The sequence below is a fragment of the Bacteroidia bacterium genome (genome assembly GCA_027493955.1).
In the GTDB taxonomy this organism is placed as follows: domain Bacteria; phylum Bacteroidota; class Ignavibacteria; order SZUA-365; family SZUA-365; genus JAOSJT01.
Genome location: JAOSJT010000001.1, coordinates 1,712,503 through 1,732,878 on the forward strand (window position 1 = coordinate 1,712,503; position 20,376 = coordinate 1,732,878).

A 20,376-nucleotide genomic window follows, 5' to 3' on the forward strand; every position below is an offset into this window, starting at 1 on the left:
GGCGGAGAAAGTGATCCTCTCACCCGACAGCGGCAATGACCATACACATTTTCCAAACCAGTTGTGAGGATGAACCATGACCCGGTATGCTGCACCTTCTTGCCTGTTTCTCTTCGCGTTTCTTCTGATCAGCAGACCTTGTCAGGCCCAGTCCGGCTGGTTCTGGCAAAATCCGTTGCCGACGGGAAATGACCTTCTCGATGTGGCATTTTTCAGCGCGGAGACCGGCATCGCGGTGGGCGGACGAGGCACAATACTTCGTACCACCGATGCCGGCGCACAGTGGCTGTCGCAGTGGGTCGGCAACTCGCGGGATTTACGGGGTGTGGCATGCGCGACTCCGCTGATCGCCGTCGCTGTTGGCATAGATGGCATCATTCTCAGAACCACGGACGCCGGCGCGAGGTGGTCGGAGCAAAACACCAATACCGCCTACGCGCTCAACGCCGTCGCTTTCGCCGATGCGGCCACCGGTGTGGCCGTCGGCACATCCGGAACGATACTCCGCACGACGGACGGAGGACTCACCTGGACTCCGCGACAGGGAGGAGCAAACTCCTTCCTGCACGACGTCGTCTTCATTGACGGGGCGACGGGTTTCGCCGTGGGGCGTGATGGTATCGTTCTTCACACCACCGACGGCGGCGACACCTGGACTGCGCAGACACTGGCAAGCGGAAAGCACTTCCGCTCGGTGTCCTTTGCCGGCAGCACGCATGGGTGTATCGTCGGCGAGATGGGCGTCCTGTACCGCACGAGCGATGGTGGACAACAATGGAGCGCGGGCAGCACCGGCAGCACACAGTGGCTTCATGAAATTCTCCTGACCAGCGCGGATGCGGGTATCACCGTGGGAATGAACGGGACCCTTATCGCAACCACGGACGGCGGAGCGAACTGGGCCCGCTCCGATGTGATTCAGTGGTCATCGGGCACACATTCGATGGGTTTGCAATACAACGGCATCTGTCATGCCGGCAGCAACGATCTCTGCATCGTGGGCAATGCGGGCACCATTTTACGGAGCAGCAATGGCGGCGTCAACTGGATCGAGCAATCCATGGGCGTGCACAACCATTTCACCGGAATCGATTTCCACGGCAGAGACACCGGCCTTGGTCGTGGGGACATCATTCTCCGCACCACCGACGCGGGCGACCATTGGGTACGGCAGCAAACGGATACCAGCTTTCATGCGAACGCGGTGACACTGCTGAACAGCAGCATCGCGGTCGTCGTGGGAGACGACGGCCTGATCATCCGCAGTACGGACGCGGGCGTGACGTGGACGGAGCATCGCCGCGAAGCGGATATCGATCTCCACGGCGTCAGCTTCTGCGATGATGTGCACGGCATGGCAGTCGGGCGCAGCTCTACCGTTCTTCGCAGCAGCGACGGCGGTGTGCACTGGACAAGACTCTCCATGCCCGGACCAGCGGAGGATTATTTCAGCGTATCCTGCGCAAGTCCGCTCACCGCGTTCATCCACGGAGGTAGCACGGTGTTGCGCACGACGGATGGAGGCGCAAACTGGACGGACATTTCGCCTACGAAGCTGGCCCCGCTGTACTGTATGACCTTCGTCGACAGTCTCCATGGCTTCATCGCAGGGTACACGGTTCTTTACCGAAGCACCGACGGAGGAAACAGTTGGGAATCCGTCTCGCCGGTGGCGTTCATCGCTCCCGACGCCCTGTCGTTCACGGACAACCTGAACGGGCTGGCGGTCGGCTCCGTTGGTGAAATATCGCGCACCACCGACGGCGGCCGGACCTGGAAAAAGGAGGACAGCCGCACCACCTCCGGACTTACCTGTGTGTGTATGATAGATACGGAGACGGCGAGCACAGCCGGATGGTTCGGCACCATCCTCCGCACCACCACCGGCGGCGTGACCTGGGTCGAGGATGCAAAGCCTTCCCCAACCCTCCTCCACCTCGGCCAGAATTATCCTAATCCCGTCACGACCGTGACCACCATCCCTTTCTCTCTCACATCGCCGGAGCACGTGCGGCTCAGCATCTATGACATGCTCGGACGCGAGGTGGCTGTGTTGATCGATGAGCGGCGGGAGGCGGGGTCGCACAGTGTGCGTTTCGATGCTGCGGGACTGCGGGCGGGTGTGTATTTCTCTGTGTTGAGAAACAACAGAGGTACGGTGACGACAAAGATGGCCGTGGTGCCTCGCTGACAGCACACGGCGTAAGAGCAGCGGGCCGGACTGCCCAAATCAGTGTCCGGGGCACGTCATCAAGTCCCGGCATACCGGCTCGATTCACCCTTTGATAGCTGTCGTATCCCGATTCTGAGCACGTCTGAATATCTTGACTCATGATATCATTATTGGTATCTTTATACATGGGATCGTTGGAACATATTCTTGCCGCGATGCGGCGAAATCCGTGCGGTGTGCGCTTCCCGGAATTGAAGCACGTGTGCGACCATTACTTCGGAGCGCCCCGCGCTGCGGATGGCAGTCACAGAGTGTATCGGACTCCGTGGAAAGGAGACCCGAGAATCAACATCCAGAATGATAAAGGTTTTGCCAAGGCATATCAGGTGCGGCAAGTTCTGAAGGCAATAACGCGACTGGAGAAAGGTGACAGCGATGAAAAATGAAAAATACACGTACCGGGTGACCTGGTCCGAAGAAGACGGCGAGTACGTCGGACAGTGTCTCGAATTTCCGGCCTTGAGCTGGCTCGCCCGTACTCAGGAAGCTGCATTGAGAGGCATACGCGCTGTTGTGGCGGAGTCGGTGGACGACATGCTCGCCCAGGGCGAAGCTATTCCGGAACCGATTGCGACGCGAAGCTACAGCGGGCGCTTTCTCGTGCGCGTCCCTCCCGAAATCCATCGCATGCTTGTCATGGAAGCTGCGGAATCCGGAGTAAGCCTCAATCGCCTGGTAAGCGCACGACTGGGGAGATACAACCAGGGTACGGCCGATCGCTGAGCCGTCTCAATAACGGACACAAGACAGAGCTGCGTGCACATAAACAGCACGCTGTACATCGCTACTCCCTTGTCTGAAACGAAGCAGTGGCATATCGATCAATACGCAGCGCGATGTGCGCCGTCGGAATTCCGTGACGGCGCACCATCGGCCTGAAAATACGAGAGTGAATACGCGAACGGGTTGCTGATTATTATCATCCCATCCAATGCTGCTTACCGCGCCTTTGCGCCTTGGCGATACATTACCCATGCTCCGCGCCCCGGCTTTGAGAAGTCTTGCCGAATTCAGCGACATCAGACCCTGTGAAAATCCCGCCGCGTCTTTCCGCAATGGAAGGAGGAGAATACGTCGACAAGGCGCGAACAGGACTTTCTCCAGGTCCCCGGTGAATCCGCCGGCTTCGCCGTCTCTCCCCATCATAGAAAAACGGACTTCCCCATACCAAACCGGGAAATAGACCTTTGCGTCACTGCGAGGCTGCGTCTCTGCGTCAAGATTCGAGCGAAGAAACACGGGGGGAGGGGAATGAACGCAAAGACGCCCCTTCGACGGTGGCTGAGCGACGCCAAAACCACTTTCAAAGAGGCGACTCTGCGTTTATTTCCCCTCCCCTCTGCGCCTTTGATGCATAGGTTGAAGAGTATTCGGGAAAAGCCTACGTTGCGCTTACGAAAGTTCGCGAGATTGTGAAAATGATAGAGAAGGACGATTGGTACCGGGTGAGGACGAGAGGAAGTCATCACCAATACAAACACTCTGGCACAGCGGGCCTGGTCACGATTCCTGGAAATCCCGGTGAAGAAATGGCGATCGGCACCTACCTGAATGTCCTCAAACAAGCAGGAATGAAGCCATGAAAAAATATCTCATTGTCGTTGAAAAGACGGAATCAGGATACTCGGCGTTTGCTCCCGATATTCCAGGATGTGCTTCCACCGGCAAAACCAAAACGGAGGTTGAGAAAAACATACAGGCGGCAATAGCGTTTCATCTTGAAGGCTTGCGAGAAGAAGGTTTCGCTATTCCTGAGCCATCGAGCTATTCCTCCTACATCCAATTCGCCGCCTGACGCACATGTGCAAACGGGATTTCCGTTTATTCGTCTCCCTCCGGACCGATTGCCGCTCGGAGCACCCGATCGAAGCTCATGCTCACTCGGTGTCTTGATGATCGCAATCGCTGCCGCGTCCATGACAATCGTCCGCTTATCGCGCGGAAACTATGCGATGTTGGAAATATACCCCGCGTCGACAGTCCACGAGTACATCCTGTTGCGTCTCTGCGGACCACAGAACACACAGACTACACAGAAGCCGCTGAGAGGATGAATAGAGACCAAGAGGTCGCCTCCTACATTCCATCAGCGTTCATTTCTCCTCCCCATTCCCAGCTCCGCTGCATCTCGGCGTCTCCTGAGCGAGGTTTCGGCTTCGCGATCCCTGAGCGAAGTCGAAGGGCAACCACCGTCGAAGGGGCGTTCCCGCGATTTCTTCTTCGAGCGCTATGCAATATCCTTCGCGCTTTCCCCACGAAATGCTTTCTCCCCGATGATGTCGAGCAGCGAGGCGATCGCGTTTTCCAGACGCTTCCATCCCCGCTTGCCGGTGAGCGGAATGCCGTTGTACTCATCCACGGTCTGCGCGCGCAACGCGAGATAGTTGATGCCCGCCGAAAGCAGCGTGACCATGGCCCGCACATCCACGGAAGCATCGTCCACAGCGCGCTCGAACACCTTCGTAATGGCGGAGCCCTGCGCTTCCCGTCGCCGCGCAATCTCGTCCGTGACCGCATTACGTGTGCCAAGTTCCCAGCGAAACACCTCCAGCAGTTCCCGATTGCCCACCACCGACCGGAGTTGACCGATGAGCACGCGTTGCGCTATCCCGAGCACGGCGTCCCTGCTCCTGGCGTCGGAGCCCTCCCCTATCAGTTCCTGTAATCGGGAGAAATAATCCTGTCGCGCCACCCACGCCGCGAGCAGGCCGTTGATGTCGCCGAAGTAGCGGTAGATCAGCACTTTGTCCACACCGGCCTCGCGCGCCACGGAATTGATACCGACCGCGTCGATGCCGGCCTCCCGAACGATGGCGCCGACCGCGTCGATCAACAGCTGTTCCGTCTGTTCCCTGTCACGTTTCATGCAGCAGTTCTCCTTGTCGAGTTGATTGTCTCATGCCGGAATGGCGAAGTCCCGTACCGGCCGTCGGAGACTTACGGGTTCGGGGTACTTTTCAACATAGCCCACGCGCAGGAGAAAATGCAGTGCGTTTCCGCCCAAGGCCGTCGTAAGTTCGGACGACCAGGGTTCTTCCTCCAGCGGCTGACTCATCGGATGCACGGCGATACCGAGACGGCAGGCGCGCAGGGCGAGGCGCTCGAAGCGTCTGCCCGCATCGAGTGTGTCCGCGAGAGAATCGGGAGCGATTGCCGCGACGAGCAGCCAGCCGCCGCCCTGCCCGACCTGTTCCCGCACCATCGCATTACCCTTGCGGGCAAAAGACGGAGAAGTGACGGACTCTTTGGAAAAGAACGTCCGTACCACCAGACCACCGACACCCGTAATGTCCATACTCGCGGGCGTCAGGCCATCGCGACGGGCAGCGGCCTCGCGGTTGGACCAATGTATCCATTCCGAGAGCTCGCGCATGGCATCGCGCCTGGCATTCTGCTGCTCCGTGCTCGCCGCCACCGCCTCAGCGATACGCGCGGCATCGGGACTGCCCGCCGCGACGAAGCGCGCGCCATCGATACCGTCGAGCAGTGCGTGCACGTGCGCGGTGGTAAGCGCGGTATTCAGCAGTCCTTTGCGCACAGTACGCCGCGCGCGCAGCACAGCGTCGGGCATGCCGGGCTGCACGCTGTCTTTCGCGAGGTCGAGCAGCACCTTGCCGTCTGCGAGCGAGCCCCCGCACCGTGTGTGCAGACGCAGGCCGCGGTTGCGTGCCGCATTGTCGAGGTTTTCCAGAAATGCACCCAGGGATAGCCACATTTCCCTGCCATCCGGATCAACTACGGGCAGTCGCCGCCGGGCATCGGTTTCGAGTGACCAGTGACGCGCATCAGGATAGCGGATCAACCAGGGCTGCACGTTGTGACTGCTCGGCGCCAGGGACGCGAGCTCCAGCATCGCCAGAGCGACCGCGTCGAGGCCCGGGGGCGTATCGTTCTGAGAGGTCGTGGTGAAATCACCGCGCACGACGGACGCGCAGGCGGGAAAGAGAGATGCCGCGCCGGCCAAAGCGAGGAGACCGGTGCTGTGAACGAGAAAGGTGCGGCGGGTAGTCATGAGTTGCTCCTGAAGAAACTATTATGTCACCATACAGTGACAAATATATGTCACCGCTCGGTGACTGTCAAGAGGCATGACCTCGTTTTTTTTCCCAGACGTCCCGATCACGAAACCCAAATGCACAAGGCCGCCGCCGTGGGCGGCATGCGTGTCGGCAGCTCAGCTGCGGGCGAAACGCAGCAGTGGTTGAATGTCGCCGTTATCGGCGGCCCGCAGCGCGGCGATGTAGGCGGAGCGCGCGGCGCCGGTTTCGCGCAGTGTGCTGCTTCCCCAGGTAAACACACGTTCTCCGAGCACACGCGCGGCCAGAATATCCGCCATGAGACGCGCATGCCTGCCGTTACCATTGTGGAAGCAGTGAATAAAGACCAGGCGATGCTTGAAGCGCACGGCGATCTCGTCGGGCGGGTAGGTCCCGGCATTGACCCAGAACAGACAGTCGTCCAGCAGCAGCCGCAGTTCGACTCCGATCTGGTGCTTGTCTATGCCGATGTTCTTGTTCGTGCGCCGGAAGCTGCCCGCCCAACGCCACACATTGCCGAACATGCGCTGATGCAGATTCCGGACAAAGGACTCCGTGAGCACATCCTCCGCGCGGAAGCTTCGCGTGAACGTCCACTGCACGGCGGCTTCGATATTCTGCTGTTCGAATTCGTCGAGTTCGCCGCGTGTCGCGATGGTAGGGATGAGCAGCCCCTCCTTCTGATCTTCTTCCAGCGGAAGCATCGCGCTGAAGTGTCTTATCGCTGATCCCATAGGTACCTCGGCATTTCACGAATGAGTTCTTCCGTTTTCGCGCGCACGGCCGAGGCGATGCGTTCCTCCGACACTCCCTGCTCTTCGAGTTCCATACTGGTGGCGGTGCGTAGCACGATGCTGCGCGCCAGTGATTCCGCCTGCTTCGAAATCATGCGACCCAGCGACTGTTCTTTCGGGATGACGAAATACACCAGGTACAGATCCATGGCTTCCGCCGCTTCCCGCAGCCGTTTCAACGTGATGCTGCCCTCCGCTTCGCGGTCCTCCATTTCTTTCACGCTTTGCGGTGAGATGTCCATACGCACCGCGAGTTGCCGCAGCGACATGCCGAGCGCTCGTCGTATCGCGTGTATCCACCCCCTATCGGGCATGGGCGTCTGCAGGAGCGGACGCAGTCCCCCGAGTTTGCGGTCCAGTTGTTCCGCCGCCAGTTTTCGGTATTCTTTTTTCATCTTCCAAGCTCCTACCGCCGCCGAGGGCGTCGCTGCGTGACACACGGCAGTATTTTTCAGGTCATAGAATGAAACTCTGCACAGCATTATACGGTTTTACTTTGATTTATACAAGTATTTCATCAAGCTATGGGCTAAAATATCATCGCAGAGACGCGGGGGGAATAAAACGCAAAGGCGCACAGCTGCAGAGGCGCAGAGGAATTTATGTCGGGGTCTGTTGTCGCCGGATTTATTGGAAATTTCCTTTGGCTTGAGCGTGAAGGCCTTGAGGCGCAGGGGGAAGCACACGCAAAGGCGTAAAGCTGCAAAGGCGCAGAGGGAATATGAAAGGTGACCTCATGGTATCTATCCTTCATTTCTGCGATTTCTGTTTATTCTGCGTGTTCTGTGGTCCGCAGAGGCGCCTCTTCGACTACGCTCAGGAGCTGCAGAGGCGCAGAGGAATTTATGTCGGGGTCTGTTGTCGCCGGATTTATTGGAAATTTCCTTTGGCTTGAGCGTGAAGGCGTTGAGGCGCAGGGGGAAGCACACGCAAAGGCGCAAAGCTGCGGAGGCGCAGAGGGAATATGAAAGGTGACCTCATGGTCCCTCTCCTTCATTTCTGCGATTTCTGTTTATTCTGCGTGTTCTGTGGTCCGCAGAGACGCACCTTCGACTACGCTCAGGAACTGCGGAGGCGCAGAGGACCGAGCCGCGCCCCGGATCTGTTTATGTGAGCGGTTCGATATCTTGCAGAAGGCGGTTCGAGGCTACTGCGCGGATGTTTTCCGAGAGGGGAAAAGTGCCGTCACCGGAATGGATGACGTCGAGATGCTGCAACTTCAGATCCTTGAGGGCGATATGCATGGATCTTGTGGTTCCGGGCGCACTGCTTCTTTTAATTTCGAAACCTCTTCGCTGCCGTCCGCGGACCAACAGCAAATCCAGTTCGGCTCCTGCATGCGTTGCCCAGAAAAAACACTCGTCCGCTTCAGCGCCTGTATGCCGGATTATCTGATCGATGATGAAGCCTTCCCAGGACGTGCCGAGCACCGGGTGTACTTCGACATCCTCCCTGTTCCGGATTCCGAGCAGCGTGTGCAGCATCCCGCTGTCGGAGAGAAACACCTTTGGAGATTTGACTTGCCGCTTGGACAGGTTCTCATGCCATGGGCGGAGTTGGCTGACAACGAGAGCCGCGGTGAGCGTATCGAGATAGCCTCGTACCGTGGTATCCGCAACACCGAACGATCTGGCGAAGTCCGAAGAATTCCAGAGTTGTCCGTGCCGATGCGCAAGCATGGTCCAGAACCTGCGCAGCGTCTCGGCGGAGATGGTTACACCGAGCTGCGGAAGATCCCGTTCAAGAAACGTACGAATGAAGGCGCGCCGCCAGGCCACACTGTCTTCTTCCGATGCGGCGAGAAATGAACGTGGAAAGCCGCCGCGGAGCCACAACTGGTCCTGCATAGCAATGCCTGTGTCGGAAAGAGAGAAGCCCCTGAGCTCATGAAAGAAAACGCGGCCGGCAAGACTTTCCGAACCCTGGCGCAGCAGTTCGGGCGAGGCACTGCCCAGAACGAGGAAGCGCGTGGAGTTACCTGACCTGTCGGCAAGGACACGAAGCACCGAAAACAAATCCGGCATTCGCTGCACTTCATCAAGAATCACCAAACCGCTCAGGCCTTTCAGCGCCGGCATTGCTTCCCGCAGCCGTGCCAGATCTTCAGGATTTTCGAGGTCAAAATGTGTAACAGACTCATGCCCAAGCTCACCAACGCTCTGCGCCAGCGTCGTTTTTCCAACCTGCCTCGCGCCAACAATACCGACAACAGGAAATAACCTGAGTGCCCGCTTGACCGCTTCGATGTCTGTTGTTCTTTCTAACATATCACATTTTCCTTGAAATCTCGGTGCATGATGCTGATTTTTCAAGGAAAATATCTATTCGAACATTCAGTCGCAAATCAACAACGGACTACATGCAGACATTTTCCTTGAAATTCCTGCGTACTACACCGATTTTTCAAGGTAGGTGTCCAATCGAACCAGCAGGCGCAAGTCAGCTACGGACTTCGTCCACACCTTCCCGTTCAGCTTCGCTGGGGAATGAAACGCAAAGACGCCGAGGTGCGGAGGTGCAGGGGAATTGTTTTTGGCTTTGCTGCAAATGGATTTGAGGCGACGTTCTCGGCCAAGGGATGCCATCGTTATTTCCATTTCAGCCTCTACACGAATCATATACCGTGCAAGGCTCAGTACTTCGCGTATTCCGTTGCACCGTCGGTGAACTGCTTCCCCGTGTCGAAAGCTGGTTATTGGACAGTGATCGGGCGGGGCATGGACCGGAGTTGGAGAGTACAGTATCCGCAACACTTGCATTACTCACCGATGTCCCCTATACTTGTGGCATTCCCTCTGTACGGTGTACACACACGCAGCAGGTCATATCATGTTCAGGCGTATGCATCTCAGCGGCCTGTTGCCGCGCGTCAGCGGGGGGACTCTATTTCAAGGAGGACTCATGCCATTTACGAAACACATCGTCGTACTCGCCGGACTCGTTCTCGTCACTGCGTTTCTGGCATGCGAGAAACAGGGAAAATCCGAACTCGAGAAGGAGATGGATCTGGTGGTCAAAGCCGGAAAGGGGGAACTGAGTTCGGATGACAAGGAAATGTTACGGAAGGACGGTCACCCGCTTCTGATGCAGTTGAGCGACACGAACACCGCTACACTCATTGCGTTGTTTGCGAAGCTGCCGACGGAAGCTCACCGGACCCTGCTGGATAGCGGGTATCTCAAATGGAAATTCGCGCAGTTGGATCTCCAGCGACAGCAGGTGTGGAGGGATATCGTTCAGCTCAATATCGACATGGCGTCAAGGCAGGGAGCGACACCCAGTCCCCTTTTCTCGCAAGCAGCCCTGCAACACAGCGAAGTTGGCTTTGCCGTTATCGATATACCTGAGGCGCAAGCAAAGGTTATAAGCTGGTACATCCTCTGGACGGAAGGGCAACCAACCTGGGTTACCGTCGTTGGCGCGAAAGCTGCCGGAACACAACCGTACTTCTCTGCGCATCTGCGTCAGCTCCCGTTGCTCACAGAAAAACCGGAGAGCCGGTTGCCATCCTGAGTGCGCCCGCGATACCGCCAGGGCGTATGCTGATGTGTATCGAATGTGACATTGGAGAAAACGGAAATCGAAAATGGCTACGCGTACCCCAGGCCGCAAACGCGTCTCTTCGGGCGAGGCCCTCGGCAAGAAGCTGCTCCCATCCGTGCGCGAAATGAAGGCCTCGCAGGCCGCACGTGTCACGAACATCGAGTCCAATGGCGTTGTGCAGGCACGCCATAATACCGGCTTGTCTTAAGCGCAATTTGCGATGGCACTGAGCATTTCCATGCGTACGCTCCGGGAGTGGGAACAAGGTCGCCGCACCCCTTCCGGCCCCGCCCGGGCGCCTATCCGTATCCCAAATCGGCATCCCGAAGTCGTGCGTGCGGTACCGGTTTGACACAGTGCGACGCTGCCGGTCCACACCGGTGCGGGAAGGCCGCGCTTGCAGCGGGATACTGTGGAGCGATACTTCCGGAGACGGGCAGCGTATTAACCTACCTCTACTTCTCCACGGTTCCTGTGCGAGGTTTCGGCTTCGCGGCCCCTGAGCGTAGTCGAAGGGCAACCACCGTCGAAGGGGCGCCTTTGCGTTGACTCCCCCTCCCCTGTGTCTTTCCGATGAAAATATATTTTGTTCACCTCTTGACTATTAGCGATCATTCTCCGATTTTTGTGGAATACTAGGAAGCGCGGCGCAAGCCGGACCACAAAACAGTGGGAGGAAACCGAGAGAATCGCTACGATCCGTATTCCATCATTCTCATGACATCCCCCGCACGCCTCGCGATCATGCAAGCGTCTATGATCGCCGTGCGATGCGCCACCGCGACCTGAGCAGTGTTACCCTATGATCTCAACTCCACATCCGCACCGGCCATCACATGGGACCGAATTGGCGGAGCTTGGGCGGGGGGGCGGAAGTCGCACTCCTTGATACTTGGAAACACGGGGGGCCTCGTCGATTTCAAGTGTTAGCGAGAGTAAACCGTCTTGCTCCATATAACACGAAAGATCGAGCGCTGCTGAGATTGCTTGAGTCTGGAGAATAATCACGAGATGAAGCATTGTGAAAGCCATTTTCAGTGCAGGATAACCGGCGGTCAGATAGTAATCGATACTCCGGATTATCGGGACAACCATTCAATGACGGTCGACAAAAAAGGAGCATAGGCATGCGTATTTGTGACGCTATCAAGAACATGCAGACGCTGAGTTTCACTTACAATGGGTATAGACGTGTCGTTGAGCCGCATACGTATGGCACAGACACAAAAGGCCACGAAGCATTGCGCGCGTATCAGACAAGCGGTAGCAGCGAGTCTGGAGAACTTGGCTGGAAGCTCTTCCATGTCGGAGATATCCGCGGCTTATCCGTGCTGGAAGCCACCTTCCCGAAGCCTCGTCCCGGATACAAACGCGGAGATAAAGGCTTCTCCTCTATCCGCTGCCAGCTCTAACCGAACAGCATCCGCATAGTTTCGCTGGCGTTCAAGCTGATAGTTCAAAGCATTGGTAGACACTCTAGATTATTAAATTTTGTGAGCGGTTTGCAAATATTGAAGAATCAGCTTGACCAAATGAGCACGAAAAGTGAAACCATGGATATCGAAGCCGACGAAAAAGAAGCAATGGATTGCGGTAACTCAGGGAGCACGGGGTGTGGGGTGCTACTCGGACAGTATCCACCTGGGCTTTGTATGATAAGGAAACTAATAATTCATGTGTAATCTATGAAAAACGGAACCCCACACACAAAGCCAGAAGTTTTCATTCTGGAGTCATTAACACTCGATGACGAAGGCAAAGACCAGAAAGATGGGTTGATGCTATCACAGGCACTGCACCTTTATAACAAAAAGCCGAAGTATTTTTACTTTCGGACTGAGCGCGAGCTGATCAATCTGATCGCCTTATTCAAGGAATCCAACTATCGATACCTCCATCTTTCCTGCCACGGCTCTGCAGCATCGCTCAGCACTACTTTCGACGAACTTGACTATGGTAGCGTCGGACGAATACTAGGCGGCACACTCAACAACAAGAGATTATTCGTATCCGCCTGCGAGGCAGGCAACGACCTCTTCTCAGCAGCAATTTGCGGCAGCAACCCCGGCGTATACTCGGTCCTCGCGCCATCAACTGCCATCCACTTCAATCGAAGCGCGGCTTTTTGGTCCGCTTTCTATTTCCTCATGTTCGACTTCGACAGTACGTCCATGAAACGGAAGACACTGCGCAATCGCCTTTTAGCCACGGTAACACTTTTCGATGTTCAGCTTCATTTCACTTGGAATAGCGCACATGAGGGGAGATTTAAAAGTGAGTTGCTCGTGCCTGACATCACTAAATGGCCTGTGAGTGACAACGCTATGACAAAAACGTGCGTTTAGATAACGCATTTGAAAACACAAAGCGAAATCCGCACTTGGCTCACACACAGGACGTCCGGTTAGCGAAAGAGCCAGTGACTAATACATAAGTTTCATGCGAAAAAAACGAACTAGGAGTTAAGAATGGCAAAAGGTCGAAGTTTCCTCGCTGCAATGCAGCGACAAGCAGCAGCGAGCGCACGAGAGCACGCTCGCAATGTACGCGAAGCTGAACGAGCACAGAAGGCTCGAGAACGCTTGGCTGCACAGATGGCCCGGGCCAGCGCTGCGGATCAAAAACGGCTTGAAAAGGAAGCACGGGAGGAACACATTGCTGAAATGGAGGAAGAAGCTGAAATACGGAACTCGGAATTGGCAGAAGTATATGAGGCGATTGACTCGATGCTGAAGTCGACCTTGACTGTTGATCACGTTGTTGACATTCTCGCACTTCGCTCTAGTGCTGAACACCCAATGTTTGACCGGACTGATCTCGAGACACCGATTCCGTCACCAAAACCAATCCCTGACCCTTTGGAACCGATATTCACCCCGCCTGCACCGCCGTCGGGCTTGCTTAAAATGTTTGGCAAAAAAAAACATGAAACGGCGGTATCGGCGGCTGAAGTTGCTCATCAACAGGCGGTCATTCAATGGCGGCAAGACCTGATTCAGGCCGAAGCTTCAAGAAAGGCCGCAGAGGCGCGACACGCTGGACAGGAAGCAGCGCGCATCGAAGCACTTGGGGTAGAACGGGCCCGATACGAAGCAGAGTGCGCAGCGCGGGAACAAGCCGCGATCGATAGGAACAACGCACTCGAGACACTGCATGCAAATCTTGCGTATGGCACCAAAGATGCTGTCGAGGAATATCTTTCCATCGTATTTTCCAACACATTGTATCCCGAATACTTTCCTGTCGAGCACGATTTTGAATTTGACGGGACATCAGCGGAGCTGCGACTGCGAGTACTTGTACCGGGTCCGGACAAAGTGCCAACGACGAATGCGTACAAGTATATGAAGTCCTCAGACGAAATTACATCTACAACACTTTCACAGAAGGCTTGCAAAGACCGCTATGCTGGAGCTGTCCATCAGGTTGCTCTTCGATCATTATATGAAGTGTTTACAGCCGATCGTCGTGGTCTTATCAAAACAATTTCGTTGGAGGTAGGGACGGAAGCTATCGAACCGGCCACTGGTCTTGAAGCCTATATTCCGTTCGTAGCGGCAGGAGCGGAGAGAAGTGCATTTCTAGCTTTGGATCTCGCGAATGTCGTCCCCTCTGCGACTCTCAGTCACTTGGGCGCAGCCGTATCGAAGAACCCGTACGAACTCGTTGCTGCAGTTGTTTCAGGAGTCAGGCGCACATGACAGACGGCAATCCTATCTTCAACCCGCCACCCGGTTGGCCGAAACCACCTGATGGTTGGGTGCCGCCAAAGGGATGGAGCCCCGATCCTGCGTGGCCTGATCCACCTGAGGGATGGCAATTATGGCTGACCACAACCGTAAATTCCGAAGCTGATAGCCAGCATGATAACAGAAATCCTGCCGAAGTAGGACCGTCGTCGTCCGAAAATCCAGAAATCGACATTGACGAAAGGATCGCGCGACTAGAGGAGGAAAATCGCGGACTGCGAGCCCAGCTTGAGGCTTCAGCGACAACAATCGGCACTGTGGTATTGAATGACGAACAGATTCTGCAGGAAGCTGGAATCTACCGCTACCACCATCCTCTTGAAAACGCGACAGCCTATACCGCCCGCCTCGACGCTTTGGCCATTCGTGTCGCAGACCTTGTCCGTTCTGGTGGAGCGATAGTAATGTCAAACACATTCACGTTCGATAATTCGCTGGCAAAAGGTCAAAAGATGTCCAGCGATCTCGCGAAGCTGATGCTTCGTGCATACAATGCCGAGGTCGACAATAGTGTGCGTGCATTACGCTCCGGGAACGTAGTCACAGCCAAAAAGCGGGTAGATTCTTCGCGAGATGCGATCAAGAAGCTTGGCAGCATGATGCAGATGCATATTAGCGATGCGTTTCACGCTTTACGTATTGAAGAAATCGAGTTGACTTCTGACTATCTGATGAAGAAGCAGGAAGAACGTGAGGCTGCAATAGAAGAGCGCGCGCGTTTGCGTGAGGAGCGCAAGGTTGCTGCCGAATTAGAAGAGGAACGAGAAAAGCTCAACAAGGAGCGCAGTCACCTGTTGAACGCTCTCGCAGCTCTTCGGGCTAGTGGTACATCAGACGCGGACCTGGAACGGAAGCTCGAAGAAGTTGATGAGGCAATTCTCCAGAATGATTTCCGCGCTGCCAACATTAGAGCAGGATATGTCTATGTGATTTCGAATCGCGGTGCTTTCGGTCACGATGTGGTGAAGATCGGTCTTACTCGCAGGCTCGAGCCACTCGACCGAGTGAATGAACTTGGTGGGGCATCTGTTCCTTTTCGTTTCGATGTGCACTGCCTCTTCTTCTCCGAAGATGCCGTCACCCTCGAATCCGAACTGCACCGTCACTTTGCTGATAGGCGACTTAACTATGCGAACGACCGTAAGGAATTCTTCTTCGCCAGTCCTGCCGAAGTTCGCGACGTACTCGTCTCCAAGCTAGGCAATCTCCTCGAGTTTACGGAGAATCCCGAATCCACGGAGTATCTGCAAAGCGTAGGCTATTGGCCAGACATACATAAAGTGGCAGGTTGATGGAGAGCTTAGTGCTCGCCGTTTGTGAGTGGCACGCAGGGCCTTTGTTTAAAAAACGGATGGATCAAAGCTACGATTATAATCTCATAGTTCTGTCTGCGCGTGGGTTCGCGTAGGACGTTACATATTACAAGATAGGAAGATGAAAAAACCGCCTCCCCTTACCGAAGCGCAGAAACGCCGCCTTGGTCTGCTTGAGCCGCAGCTGCGCAACGCAGCGCGCACCGGCAATTTTACTGATGCCAAGATTCTTGCAGCGGAACTACAAAGCATACTACGGCCTACTGGTCATCACATGCGGCTTTTCCAGAGCAAGAACTGGCTTTTCGAGGCTGCTCTCGAAGCTGGAGAAGTGGTATTTGCTAGGCAGGGTTTCGAGGGAATCCGAAGCTCCGTACAACCAAAAACTCGTCTTTATCTTGAGGCAACTGCATTACTTGCCGTTTGCTATCTTAGAAGCGGTAACATCGAAGAAGCTAAACCTTTCATGGCCGAAGTTCTAGTAAATACCAATGTCATACAGTCTGATGTTCAACGGCGGGTTTTCAAACGTCGATTAATCGACCGATTCGATGAAGAGGCCGTCTTGGCATCTCTTCGAGACTGTGGAACTGAAGACCTCAGTCCAGAGGATCTAGAAGAGGAGGCAGGAAAAATTATTCAGACAAGAACAGAAGATGAGATGTTCCTAATGCTGGGGGAACGGACACCCGAGCATTCGGTTGATATCCTCCTCCGTATCAATGAGTTCGCGTTGAAACAACTACCAAAAGCAGACCTCAAGTTTCTGCCTGGGCCGAAAGAACGAACAGAACGTAGAGAGGTCGGAAAAATCGTTTTTGCTTCGTTTAAAAGAATTCTGTGGCGTTCTCTTTGCGATCCGGAGAGCGAAATATATCAAGCCTGGTTTAATCAAGGTATGTCTTTAGTCCTAAACAAAAAGTACATTGGCGGTGCGGTTGTTGCCACGTTCTCAGGTCTAGGGATTGGCCTCACTGCTCTTGCAGTCCCTGCTGTTGCACTTCTGATCAAGTTCGGTTTGGAGGTCTTCTGCGATGTTTACCACCCTGAGCCTTTGATGGAAGCGCGGACCGTGCGTAAGAACAAAAATTAAGCTGAGAGGTACTGCGCTTGGATAAATGAAATGGATAATAAACAACAATTTTGACAGCAGTGGTACTTATCTATGCTAACCGATAACCAGATATTATTGATTTTTGCTGCCATCGGTGCTCTTTCAGCAATCATTTCCATTATTAGGGCTTGCATAAAGATAGTACGATGGTTGTCGACGAATCGTGGCAACACTTCTATTTCCATAGAATATTGGCGATTATTTGGACCATCTGTTGTTAGAATCATGGAATTCTTTGAGCACGAACCAGAAATTATCGAACATTCTAATCCACACCTTAAAATAAGAATAAATAGCGAGGATGAGACAATCGAGCAAGACGTCTGGAAATCATATTGCTATTTGTCGCGAAAAAGAAAAGTTGTTGTGTGTGGAAGACTGCTTTGGCCGAAATATTCAGCAAATAGAAAAAAGGTACAGCGCTTAGATTATCTGGCGAAGCCTGAGGGCGATAGGGAGATTGTTAGATGGATAAACAATAACTACATTGATCCTGGTTTGGATATCGATATACCAGACCTCGGATTTGAGATATATACAAAACCTGATGATTACTCAAATGAAATCGGATTTTTATTCTTATGTCTAAAAAACGAAGGAAAGAGGAATCTTTTCAATTACTCTGTAACCTTCAAAGTGGCACGACTAGAGGCGAACGTACCTACTTTTGATGACCCTGGATGGCGACCATTCGAGAAACTACGTGAGATATTCAAGCAAAAAGGTTCCCCGGGAGATTATTTGACGACCGGCCAGATAGAATATGGCGAAACCGAAGAGTTCATAATTCCGACATGGGAACCTGGAGTCAGTTTCCTATTTCTGTTGTCAGTATACCGATCCGATCATGAAGGTTCTGAAAATGGCTACTTGGATGACGTCTATATACTCAATACAATCACAAGAAAGACATTTCTTGGAACTTCTTCAATTACAGTCAGACAGCCTTCAAGAGAAAGGGCTCTTCGCGAGAAAGTTCCATATGGATGGTTCCGGCAATAATTATGGCCTAACGTGCGCATTGAGATCATGCGACTAAATGCAGTGAAGCGCCTTTCAGACTTCGCAACCAATTCACAGACCGTTAGCTTTACCATTGGGCCATAGCCTCCGAGTTACCAAATCAAATCACCTTTGACCACTTTAGGTGCTTCGGCTCATGGCGCTGGCTGGGGAATCACCGAATGTTCCGGCCTCGACATATAGAAAAATACTGGCTGACGAAGCATGTTCAATCGGCGCGGGAACCGATAAGCCTTCATTGTAGGCGCAACGACTCTGGTGTGCCACGACCTTTGCTGAGCATTCGCCCAGGATCAGGATGCTGCGCCCCGAATCTCCCTACCTTCCGAAATCTTCGGGACACACTCTCATTAGGTCCTCACCGTCCCTCACCTCCCAATTCTGTCTTCGGCTCAAAAAGCGACCAAACAGCAACCTGTACCCCAACTCCTCCCATCTTTCTTCTCCATTCCCCATCCCTCCGTATATTGCATGCATGGCTGGCTCGCACCCCGCCTCACCACAGGAAGACGCACGTGACCCCAGCCCCCATCCCACAAATCCAAATCACAGCAACCTAAAATCTACCCCTCCCCATGAACTCCGTCAAGTCAAAACAGCGTGTGGCCGATCATGGCGAGGTGTTTACGCCGGCGTGGATGGTGGAGGCGATGCTGGATCTGGTGAAGGATGAGACGGAACGCATCGATTCGCGCTTTCTGGAGCCGGCGTGCGGGAGCGGAAACTTTTTGGTGCAAATTTTGCGACGCAAGCTGGCGGCGGTGGAACTGCGCTACGGAAAGTCGGACTTCGAGAAGCGGCAGTACGCACTGCTTGCGTTGATGTGCATCTACGGCATCGAGCTGCTGGAGGACAATATCGCGGAGTGCAGGGAAAATATGCTGGAAATCCTTGCGGAGTACCTGAATCTGGATGAAGCGGACGATGTCTATCGCGCCGCCTCTTTCGTGCTGTCGCAAAACCTCGTGCATGGCGATGCGCTGAAGATGTGCATGCACGACGGCGCGCCCATCGCATTTGCCGAGTGGGGCTATCTGGGCAAAGGAAAGTTCCAGCGACGGGACTTCCGCTTCTCGACGCTCACGCAATCGGCGGCGTTCAGCGCGGAGGATTCGCTCTTCGCGCATCTGGACAAGAGCGAGATTTTTGCACCGATACGAAGTTACCCGCCGATGACGGTGAGCGATCTGGCCGCGGCGCTCGGTGACTCTCCGAAGGAGGCCGTATGAGCACGAAAGCCGCCTTTTTCCGCATCCACTGTTCCGGCAACTCCGGCAGTCTGCGGTCGACTCTGCAAGGCTTTCGACCGGCAGGGCAGGCAGAGCAGCGACATGATGGCGTACGCTGCACTGCCAACGAACGGGTCCACAATAAGACCGACCTGGATCGCGTCTCCTCTCTCGTTATCTCGCTGGAGAGGCCATGAGCAAACGTTCTGATGTTTTCGACCGGATCGTCACCATCCTGGAACTCGCTCGTTCAGGAATTTCGCGAACCGTCAATACGACGCAGGTTGTTAGCAATTGGCTCGTGGGTCGGGAGCTTGTGGAGGAGGAACAACGCGGAAGGAAAAAGGCCGGTTATGGAGATGCCTTGCTCCGCTCCATTGCCGAACGGCTTCAGGCAGCGTTTGGAGGTGGCTACAGTCACACCAACCTCAAATTGTTCAGGCAGTTTTACCAAACCTATCCCAATCTGCTGGATGGCCCAATTGGTCACACACTGCGGGACCAATTTGATGCCGGAGCATCACATTCCGTCATTGGTGCCGCTACGCTTCCGCGGGAGGCTTCTGGAATTGGTCACACAGCGTGTGACCAATCGTGGATGCCGGGATTGCTTCACCAGAATCTTGCCTGGTCAGTTTACCGGCACCTTATCAAGATAGATTCCCAACACGCCCGCGCCTTTTACGAAATTGAGGCAATCAATAATTCCTGGACCGCCCGGGAGGTGGAACGCCAGATAAACAGTCTGCTTTTTGAGCGACTCGCGAAAAGCAAAGACAAGGCCGGTCTCATGAAACTCGCCACGAAGGGTCAGGAAATCGCCACCGCAGCCGACGTTTTCAAAGAACCGGTTGTTATCGAGTTCCTTGGGTTGCCGGAATCGCATCGGCTTGTGGAATCGGACCTGGAGCAAGCACTCATCAACAACCTGCAAGACTTCCTGCTGGAACTCGGCAAAGGCTTCGCATTCGTGTCACGACAGGAACGAATCACGTTGGATGGAGATCATTTCTACATCGACCTCGTTTTTTACCACACCATTCTGAAGTGCTTCGTTTTGATTGATCTCAAGGTGGGCAAGCTCACCCACGGTGATCTTGGTCAAATGCAGCTCTACGTTAATTATTTCAATCACGAACGCCGCACGGAAGGTGACAACACGACACTCGGGCTCATCCTTTGCACAGATAAAAACGAGGCTGTCGTGAAATATCTCCTCGGCCCGGGCCAACCGCAAAAGATCTTCACCAGTCGTTACAAGCTCCACCTCCCCACCGAGGCCGAACTGACTGCGGAACTACAACGCGAACTTAAAGAACTCCTCTAATGGCCACTCCCGAG

At 54.5% G+C, this 20,376-nt stretch carries 20 protein-coding genes and 1 pseudogene; 16 read left to right on the forward strand and 5 right to left on the reverse strand.

The window, feature by feature from the left end; all coding sequences use genetic code 11:
* Positions 1–76 precede the first annotated feature (76 nt).
* The 5 genes from M5R41_06745 (at position 77) to M5R41_06765 (ending at position 4,028) form a co-directional block, all read left to right on the forward strand.
* The gene (locus M5R41_06745) at positions 77–2,191 is read left to right on the forward strand and encodes a YCF48-related protein (protein ID MCZ7556082.1); all 2,115 of its coding nucleotides are present in this window, start codon (positions 77–79) and stop codon (positions 2,189–2,191) included.
* 167 nt (positions 2,192–2,358) lie between these two features.
* Complete coding sequence (locus tag M5R41_06750; protein ID MCZ7556083.1) at positions 2,359–2,619, forward strand: toxin HicA; 261 nt, start codon at positions 2,359–2,361, stop codon at positions 2,617–2,619.
* Positions 2,609–2,956: a type II toxin-antitoxin system HicB family antitoxin gene (locus tag M5R41_06755; protein ID MCZ7556084.1), complete on the forward strand. Its 348-nt coding sequence runs from the start codon at positions 2,609–2,611 to the stop codon at positions 2,954–2,956. The genes M5R41_06750 and M5R41_06755 overlap by 11 nt, the downstream gene beginning before the upstream one ends.
* A 695-nt stretch (positions 2,957–3,651) precedes the next feature.
* Entirely contained in the window at positions 3,652–3,816 is a 165-nt protein-coding gene (locus M5R41_06760) for a type II toxin-antitoxin system HicA family toxin (protein ID MCZ7556085.1), read from the forward strand.
* Positions 3,813–4,028: a type II toxin-antitoxin system HicB family antitoxin gene (locus tag M5R41_06765; GenBank protein MCZ7556086.1), complete on the forward strand. Its 216-nt coding sequence runs from the start codon at positions 3,813–3,815 to the stop codon at positions 4,026–4,028. Before M5R41_06760 ends, M5R41_06765 begins: the two co-directional genes overlap by 4 nt.
* A gap of 432 nt (positions 4,029–4,460) precedes the next feature.
* Here M5R41_06765 and M5R41_06770 read toward each other — a convergent pair whose 3' ends face one another.
* From M5R41_06770 to M5R41_06790, 5 genes are all read right to left on the reverse strand, one after another.
* Positions 4,461–5,099: a TetR family transcriptional regulator gene (locus M5R41_06770; protein MCZ7556087.1), complete on the reverse strand. Its 639-nt coding sequence runs from the start codon at positions 5,097–5,099 to the stop codon at positions 4,461–4,463.
* A 30-nt stretch (positions 5,100–5,129) separates the two neighbouring features.
* Positions 5,130–6,245 carry a hypothetical protein gene (locus M5R41_06775; GenBank protein MCZ7556088.1) on the reverse strand — a complete coding sequence of 372 codons (1,116 nt, stop codon included), beginning with the start codon at positions 6,243–6,245 and terminating at the stop codon, positions 5,130–5,132.
* A gap of 162 nt (positions 6,246–6,407) precedes the next feature.
* Positions 6,408–7,004 carry a mobile mystery protein B gene (locus M5R41_06780; GenBank protein ID MCZ7556089.1) on the reverse strand — a complete coding sequence of 199 codons (597 nt, stop codon included), beginning with the start codon at positions 7,002–7,004 and terminating at the stop codon, positions 6,408–6,410.
* Positions 6,989–7,459 (reverse strand): mobile mystery protein A, encoded by a 471-nt coding sequence (locus M5R41_06785; GenBank protein MCZ7556090.1) that lies wholly within the window; start codon positions 7,457–7,459, stop codon positions 6,989–6,991. The genes M5R41_06780 and M5R41_06785 overlap by 16 nt, the downstream gene beginning before the upstream one ends.
* 711 nt (positions 7,460–8,170) lie before the next feature.
* Positions 8,171–9,331 carry an ATP-binding protein gene (locus tag M5R41_06790; GenBank protein MCZ7556091.1) on the reverse strand — a complete coding sequence of 387 codons (1,161 nt, stop codon included), beginning with the start codon at positions 9,329–9,331 and terminating at the stop codon, positions 8,171–8,173.
* A gap of 634 nt (positions 9,332–9,965) precedes the next feature.
* Between M5R41_06790 and M5R41_06795 the strand changes: the two genes are divergently transcribed.
* The 11 genes and pseudogenes from M5R41_06795 to M5R41_06845 all read left to right on the forward strand — a co-directional run bounded on the left by M5R41_06795 (position 9,966) and on the right by M5R41_06845 (position 20,362).
* On the forward strand, positions 9,966–10,577 hold the full coding sequence (locus M5R41_06795; GenBank protein ID MCZ7556092.1) for a hypothetical protein: 612 nt from the start codon (positions 9,966–9,968) through the stop codon (positions 10,575–10,577).
* 73 nt (positions 10,578–10,650) lie between these two features.
* A pseudogene (locus tag M5R41_06800) lies at positions 10,651–10,959 on the forward strand (transcriptional regulator).
* A gap of 775 nt (positions 10,960–11,734) precedes the next feature.
* The gene (locus tag M5R41_06805; protein ID MCZ7556093.1) at positions 11,735–12,019 is read left to right on the forward strand and encodes a hypothetical protein; all 285 of its coding nucleotides are present in this window, start codon (positions 11,735–11,737) and stop codon (positions 12,017–12,019) included.
* Between the two features lie 273 nt (positions 12,020–12,292).
* On the forward strand, positions 12,293–12,952 hold the full coding sequence (locus M5R41_06810; GenBank protein ID MCZ7556094.1) for a hypothetical protein: 660 nt from the start codon (positions 12,293–12,295) through the stop codon (positions 12,950–12,952).
* A gap of 123 nt (positions 12,953–13,075) precedes the next feature.
* Entirely contained in the window at positions 13,076–14,308 is a 1,233-nt protein-coding gene (locus tag M5R41_06815) for a hypothetical protein (protein MCZ7556095.1), read from the forward strand.
* Positions 14,305–15,648 (forward strand): DUF4041 domain-containing protein, encoded by a 1,344-nt coding sequence (locus tag M5R41_06820; GenBank protein MCZ7556096.1) that lies wholly within the window; start codon positions 14,305–14,307, stop codon positions 15,646–15,648. Before M5R41_06815 ends, M5R41_06820 begins: the two co-directional genes overlap by 4 nt.
* A gap of 142 nt (positions 15,649–15,790) precedes the next feature.
* Positions 15,791–16,762 (forward strand): hypothetical protein, encoded by a 972-nt coding sequence (locus M5R41_06825; protein MCZ7556097.1) that lies wholly within the window; start codon positions 15,791–15,793, stop codon positions 16,760–16,762.
* Between the two features lie 246 nt (positions 16,763–17,008).
* Complete coding sequence (locus M5R41_06830) at positions 17,009–17,785, forward strand: hypothetical protein (protein MCZ7556098.1); 777 nt, start codon at positions 17,009–17,011, stop codon at positions 17,783–17,785.
* A gap of 596 nt (positions 17,786–18,381) precedes the next feature.
* A complete protein-coding gene (locus M5R41_06835) occupies positions 18,382–19,035 on the forward strand; it encodes an SAM-dependent methyltransferase (GenBank protein ID MCZ7556099.1) in 654 nt (217 codons plus the stop codon).
* Positions 19,032–19,232 carry a hypothetical protein gene (locus M5R41_06840; protein MCZ7556100.1) on the forward strand — a complete coding sequence of 67 codons (201 nt, stop codon included), beginning with the start codon at positions 19,032–19,034 and terminating at the stop codon, positions 19,230–19,232. The genes M5R41_06835 and M5R41_06840 overlap by 4 nt, the downstream gene beginning before the upstream one ends.
* Positions 19,229–20,362 carry a PDDEXK nuclease domain-containing protein gene (locus tag M5R41_06845; GenBank protein ID MCZ7556101.1) on the forward strand — a complete coding sequence of 378 codons (1,134 nt, stop codon included), beginning with the start codon at positions 19,229–19,231 and terminating at the stop codon, positions 20,360–20,362. The genes M5R41_06840 and M5R41_06845 overlap by 4 nt, the downstream gene beginning before the upstream one ends.
* Positions 20,363–20,376 lie beyond the last annotated feature (14 nt).

Bases quoted from the DNA above. Each gene is read 5' to 3' on its own strand.
- M5R41_06775 (MCZ7556088.1), bottom strand. From the start codon at position 6,245: ATGACTACCCGCCGCACCTTTCTCGTTCACAGCACCGGTCTCCTCGCT.
- M5R41_06785 (MCZ7556090.1), bottom strand. From the start codon at position 7,459: ATGAAAAAAGAATACCGAAAACTGGCGGCGGAACAACTGGACCGCAAA.
- M5R41_06745 (MCZ7556082.1), top strand. From the start codon at position 77: ATGACCCGGTATGCTGCACCTTCTTGCCTGTTTCTCTTCGCGTTTCTT.
- M5R41_06790 (MCZ7556091.1), bottom strand. From the start codon at position 9,331: ATGTTAGAAAGAACAACAGACATCGAAGCGGTCAAGCGGGCACTCAGG.
- M5R41_06805 (MCZ7556093.1), top strand. From the start codon at position 11,735: ATGCGTATTTGTGACGCTATCAAGAACATGCAGACGCTGAGTTTCACT.
- M5R41_06760 (MCZ7556085.1), top strand. From the start codon at position 3,652: ATGATAGAGAAGGACGATTGGTACCGGGTGAGGACGAGAGGAAGTCAT.
- M5R41_06840 (MCZ7556100.1), top strand. From the start codon at position 19,032: ATGAGCACGAAAGCCGCCTTTTTCCGCATCCACTGTTCCGGCAACTCC.
- M5R41_06845 (MCZ7556101.1), top strand. From the start codon at position 19,229: ATGAGCAAACGTTCTGATGTTTTCGACCGGATCGTCACCATCCTGGAA.
- M5R41_06765 (MCZ7556086.1), top strand. From the start codon at position 3,813: ATGAAAAAATATCTCATTGTCGTTGAAAAGACGGAATCAGGATACTCG.
- M5R41_06810 (MCZ7556094.1), top strand. From the start codon at position 12,293: ATGAAAAACGGAACCCCACACACAAAGCCAGAAGTTTTCATTCTGGAG.
- M5R41_06755 (MCZ7556084.1), top strand. From the start codon at position 2,609: ATGAAAAATGAAAAATACACGTACCGGGTGACCTGGTCCGAAGAAGAC.
- M5R41_06750 (MCZ7556083.1), top strand. From the start codon at position 2,359: ATGGGATCGTTGGAACATATTCTTGCCGCGATGCGGCGAAATCCGTGC.
- M5R41_06815 (MCZ7556095.1), top strand. From the start codon at position 13,076: ATGGCAAAAGGTCGAAGTTTCCTCGCTGCAATGCAGCGACAAGCAGCA.
- M5R41_06825 (MCZ7556097.1), top strand. From the start codon at position 15,791: ATGAAAAAACCGCCTCCCCTTACCGAAGCGCAGAAACGCCGCCTTGGT.
- M5R41_06830 (MCZ7556098.1), top strand. From the start codon at position 17,009: ATGGAATTCTTTGAGCACGAACCAGAAATTATCGAACATTCTAATCCA.
- M5R41_06770 (MCZ7556087.1), bottom strand. From the start codon at position 5,099: ATGAAACGTGACAGGGAACAGACGGAACAGCTGTTGATCGACGCGGTC.
- M5R41_06780 (MCZ7556089.1), bottom strand. From the start codon at position 7,004: ATGGGATCAGCGATAAGACACTTCAGCGCGATGCTTCCGCTGGAAGAA.
- M5R41_06835 (MCZ7556099.1), top strand. From the start codon at position 18,382: ATGAACTCCGTCAAGTCAAAACAGCGTGTGGCCGATCATGGCGAGGTG.
- M5R41_06795 (MCZ7556092.1), top strand. From the start codon at position 9,966: ATGCCATTTACGAAACACATCGTCGTACTCGCCGGACTCGTTCTCGTC.
- M5R41_06820 (MCZ7556096.1), top strand. From the start codon at position 14,305: ATGACAGACGGCAATCCTATCTTCAACCCGCCACCCGGTTGGCCGAAA.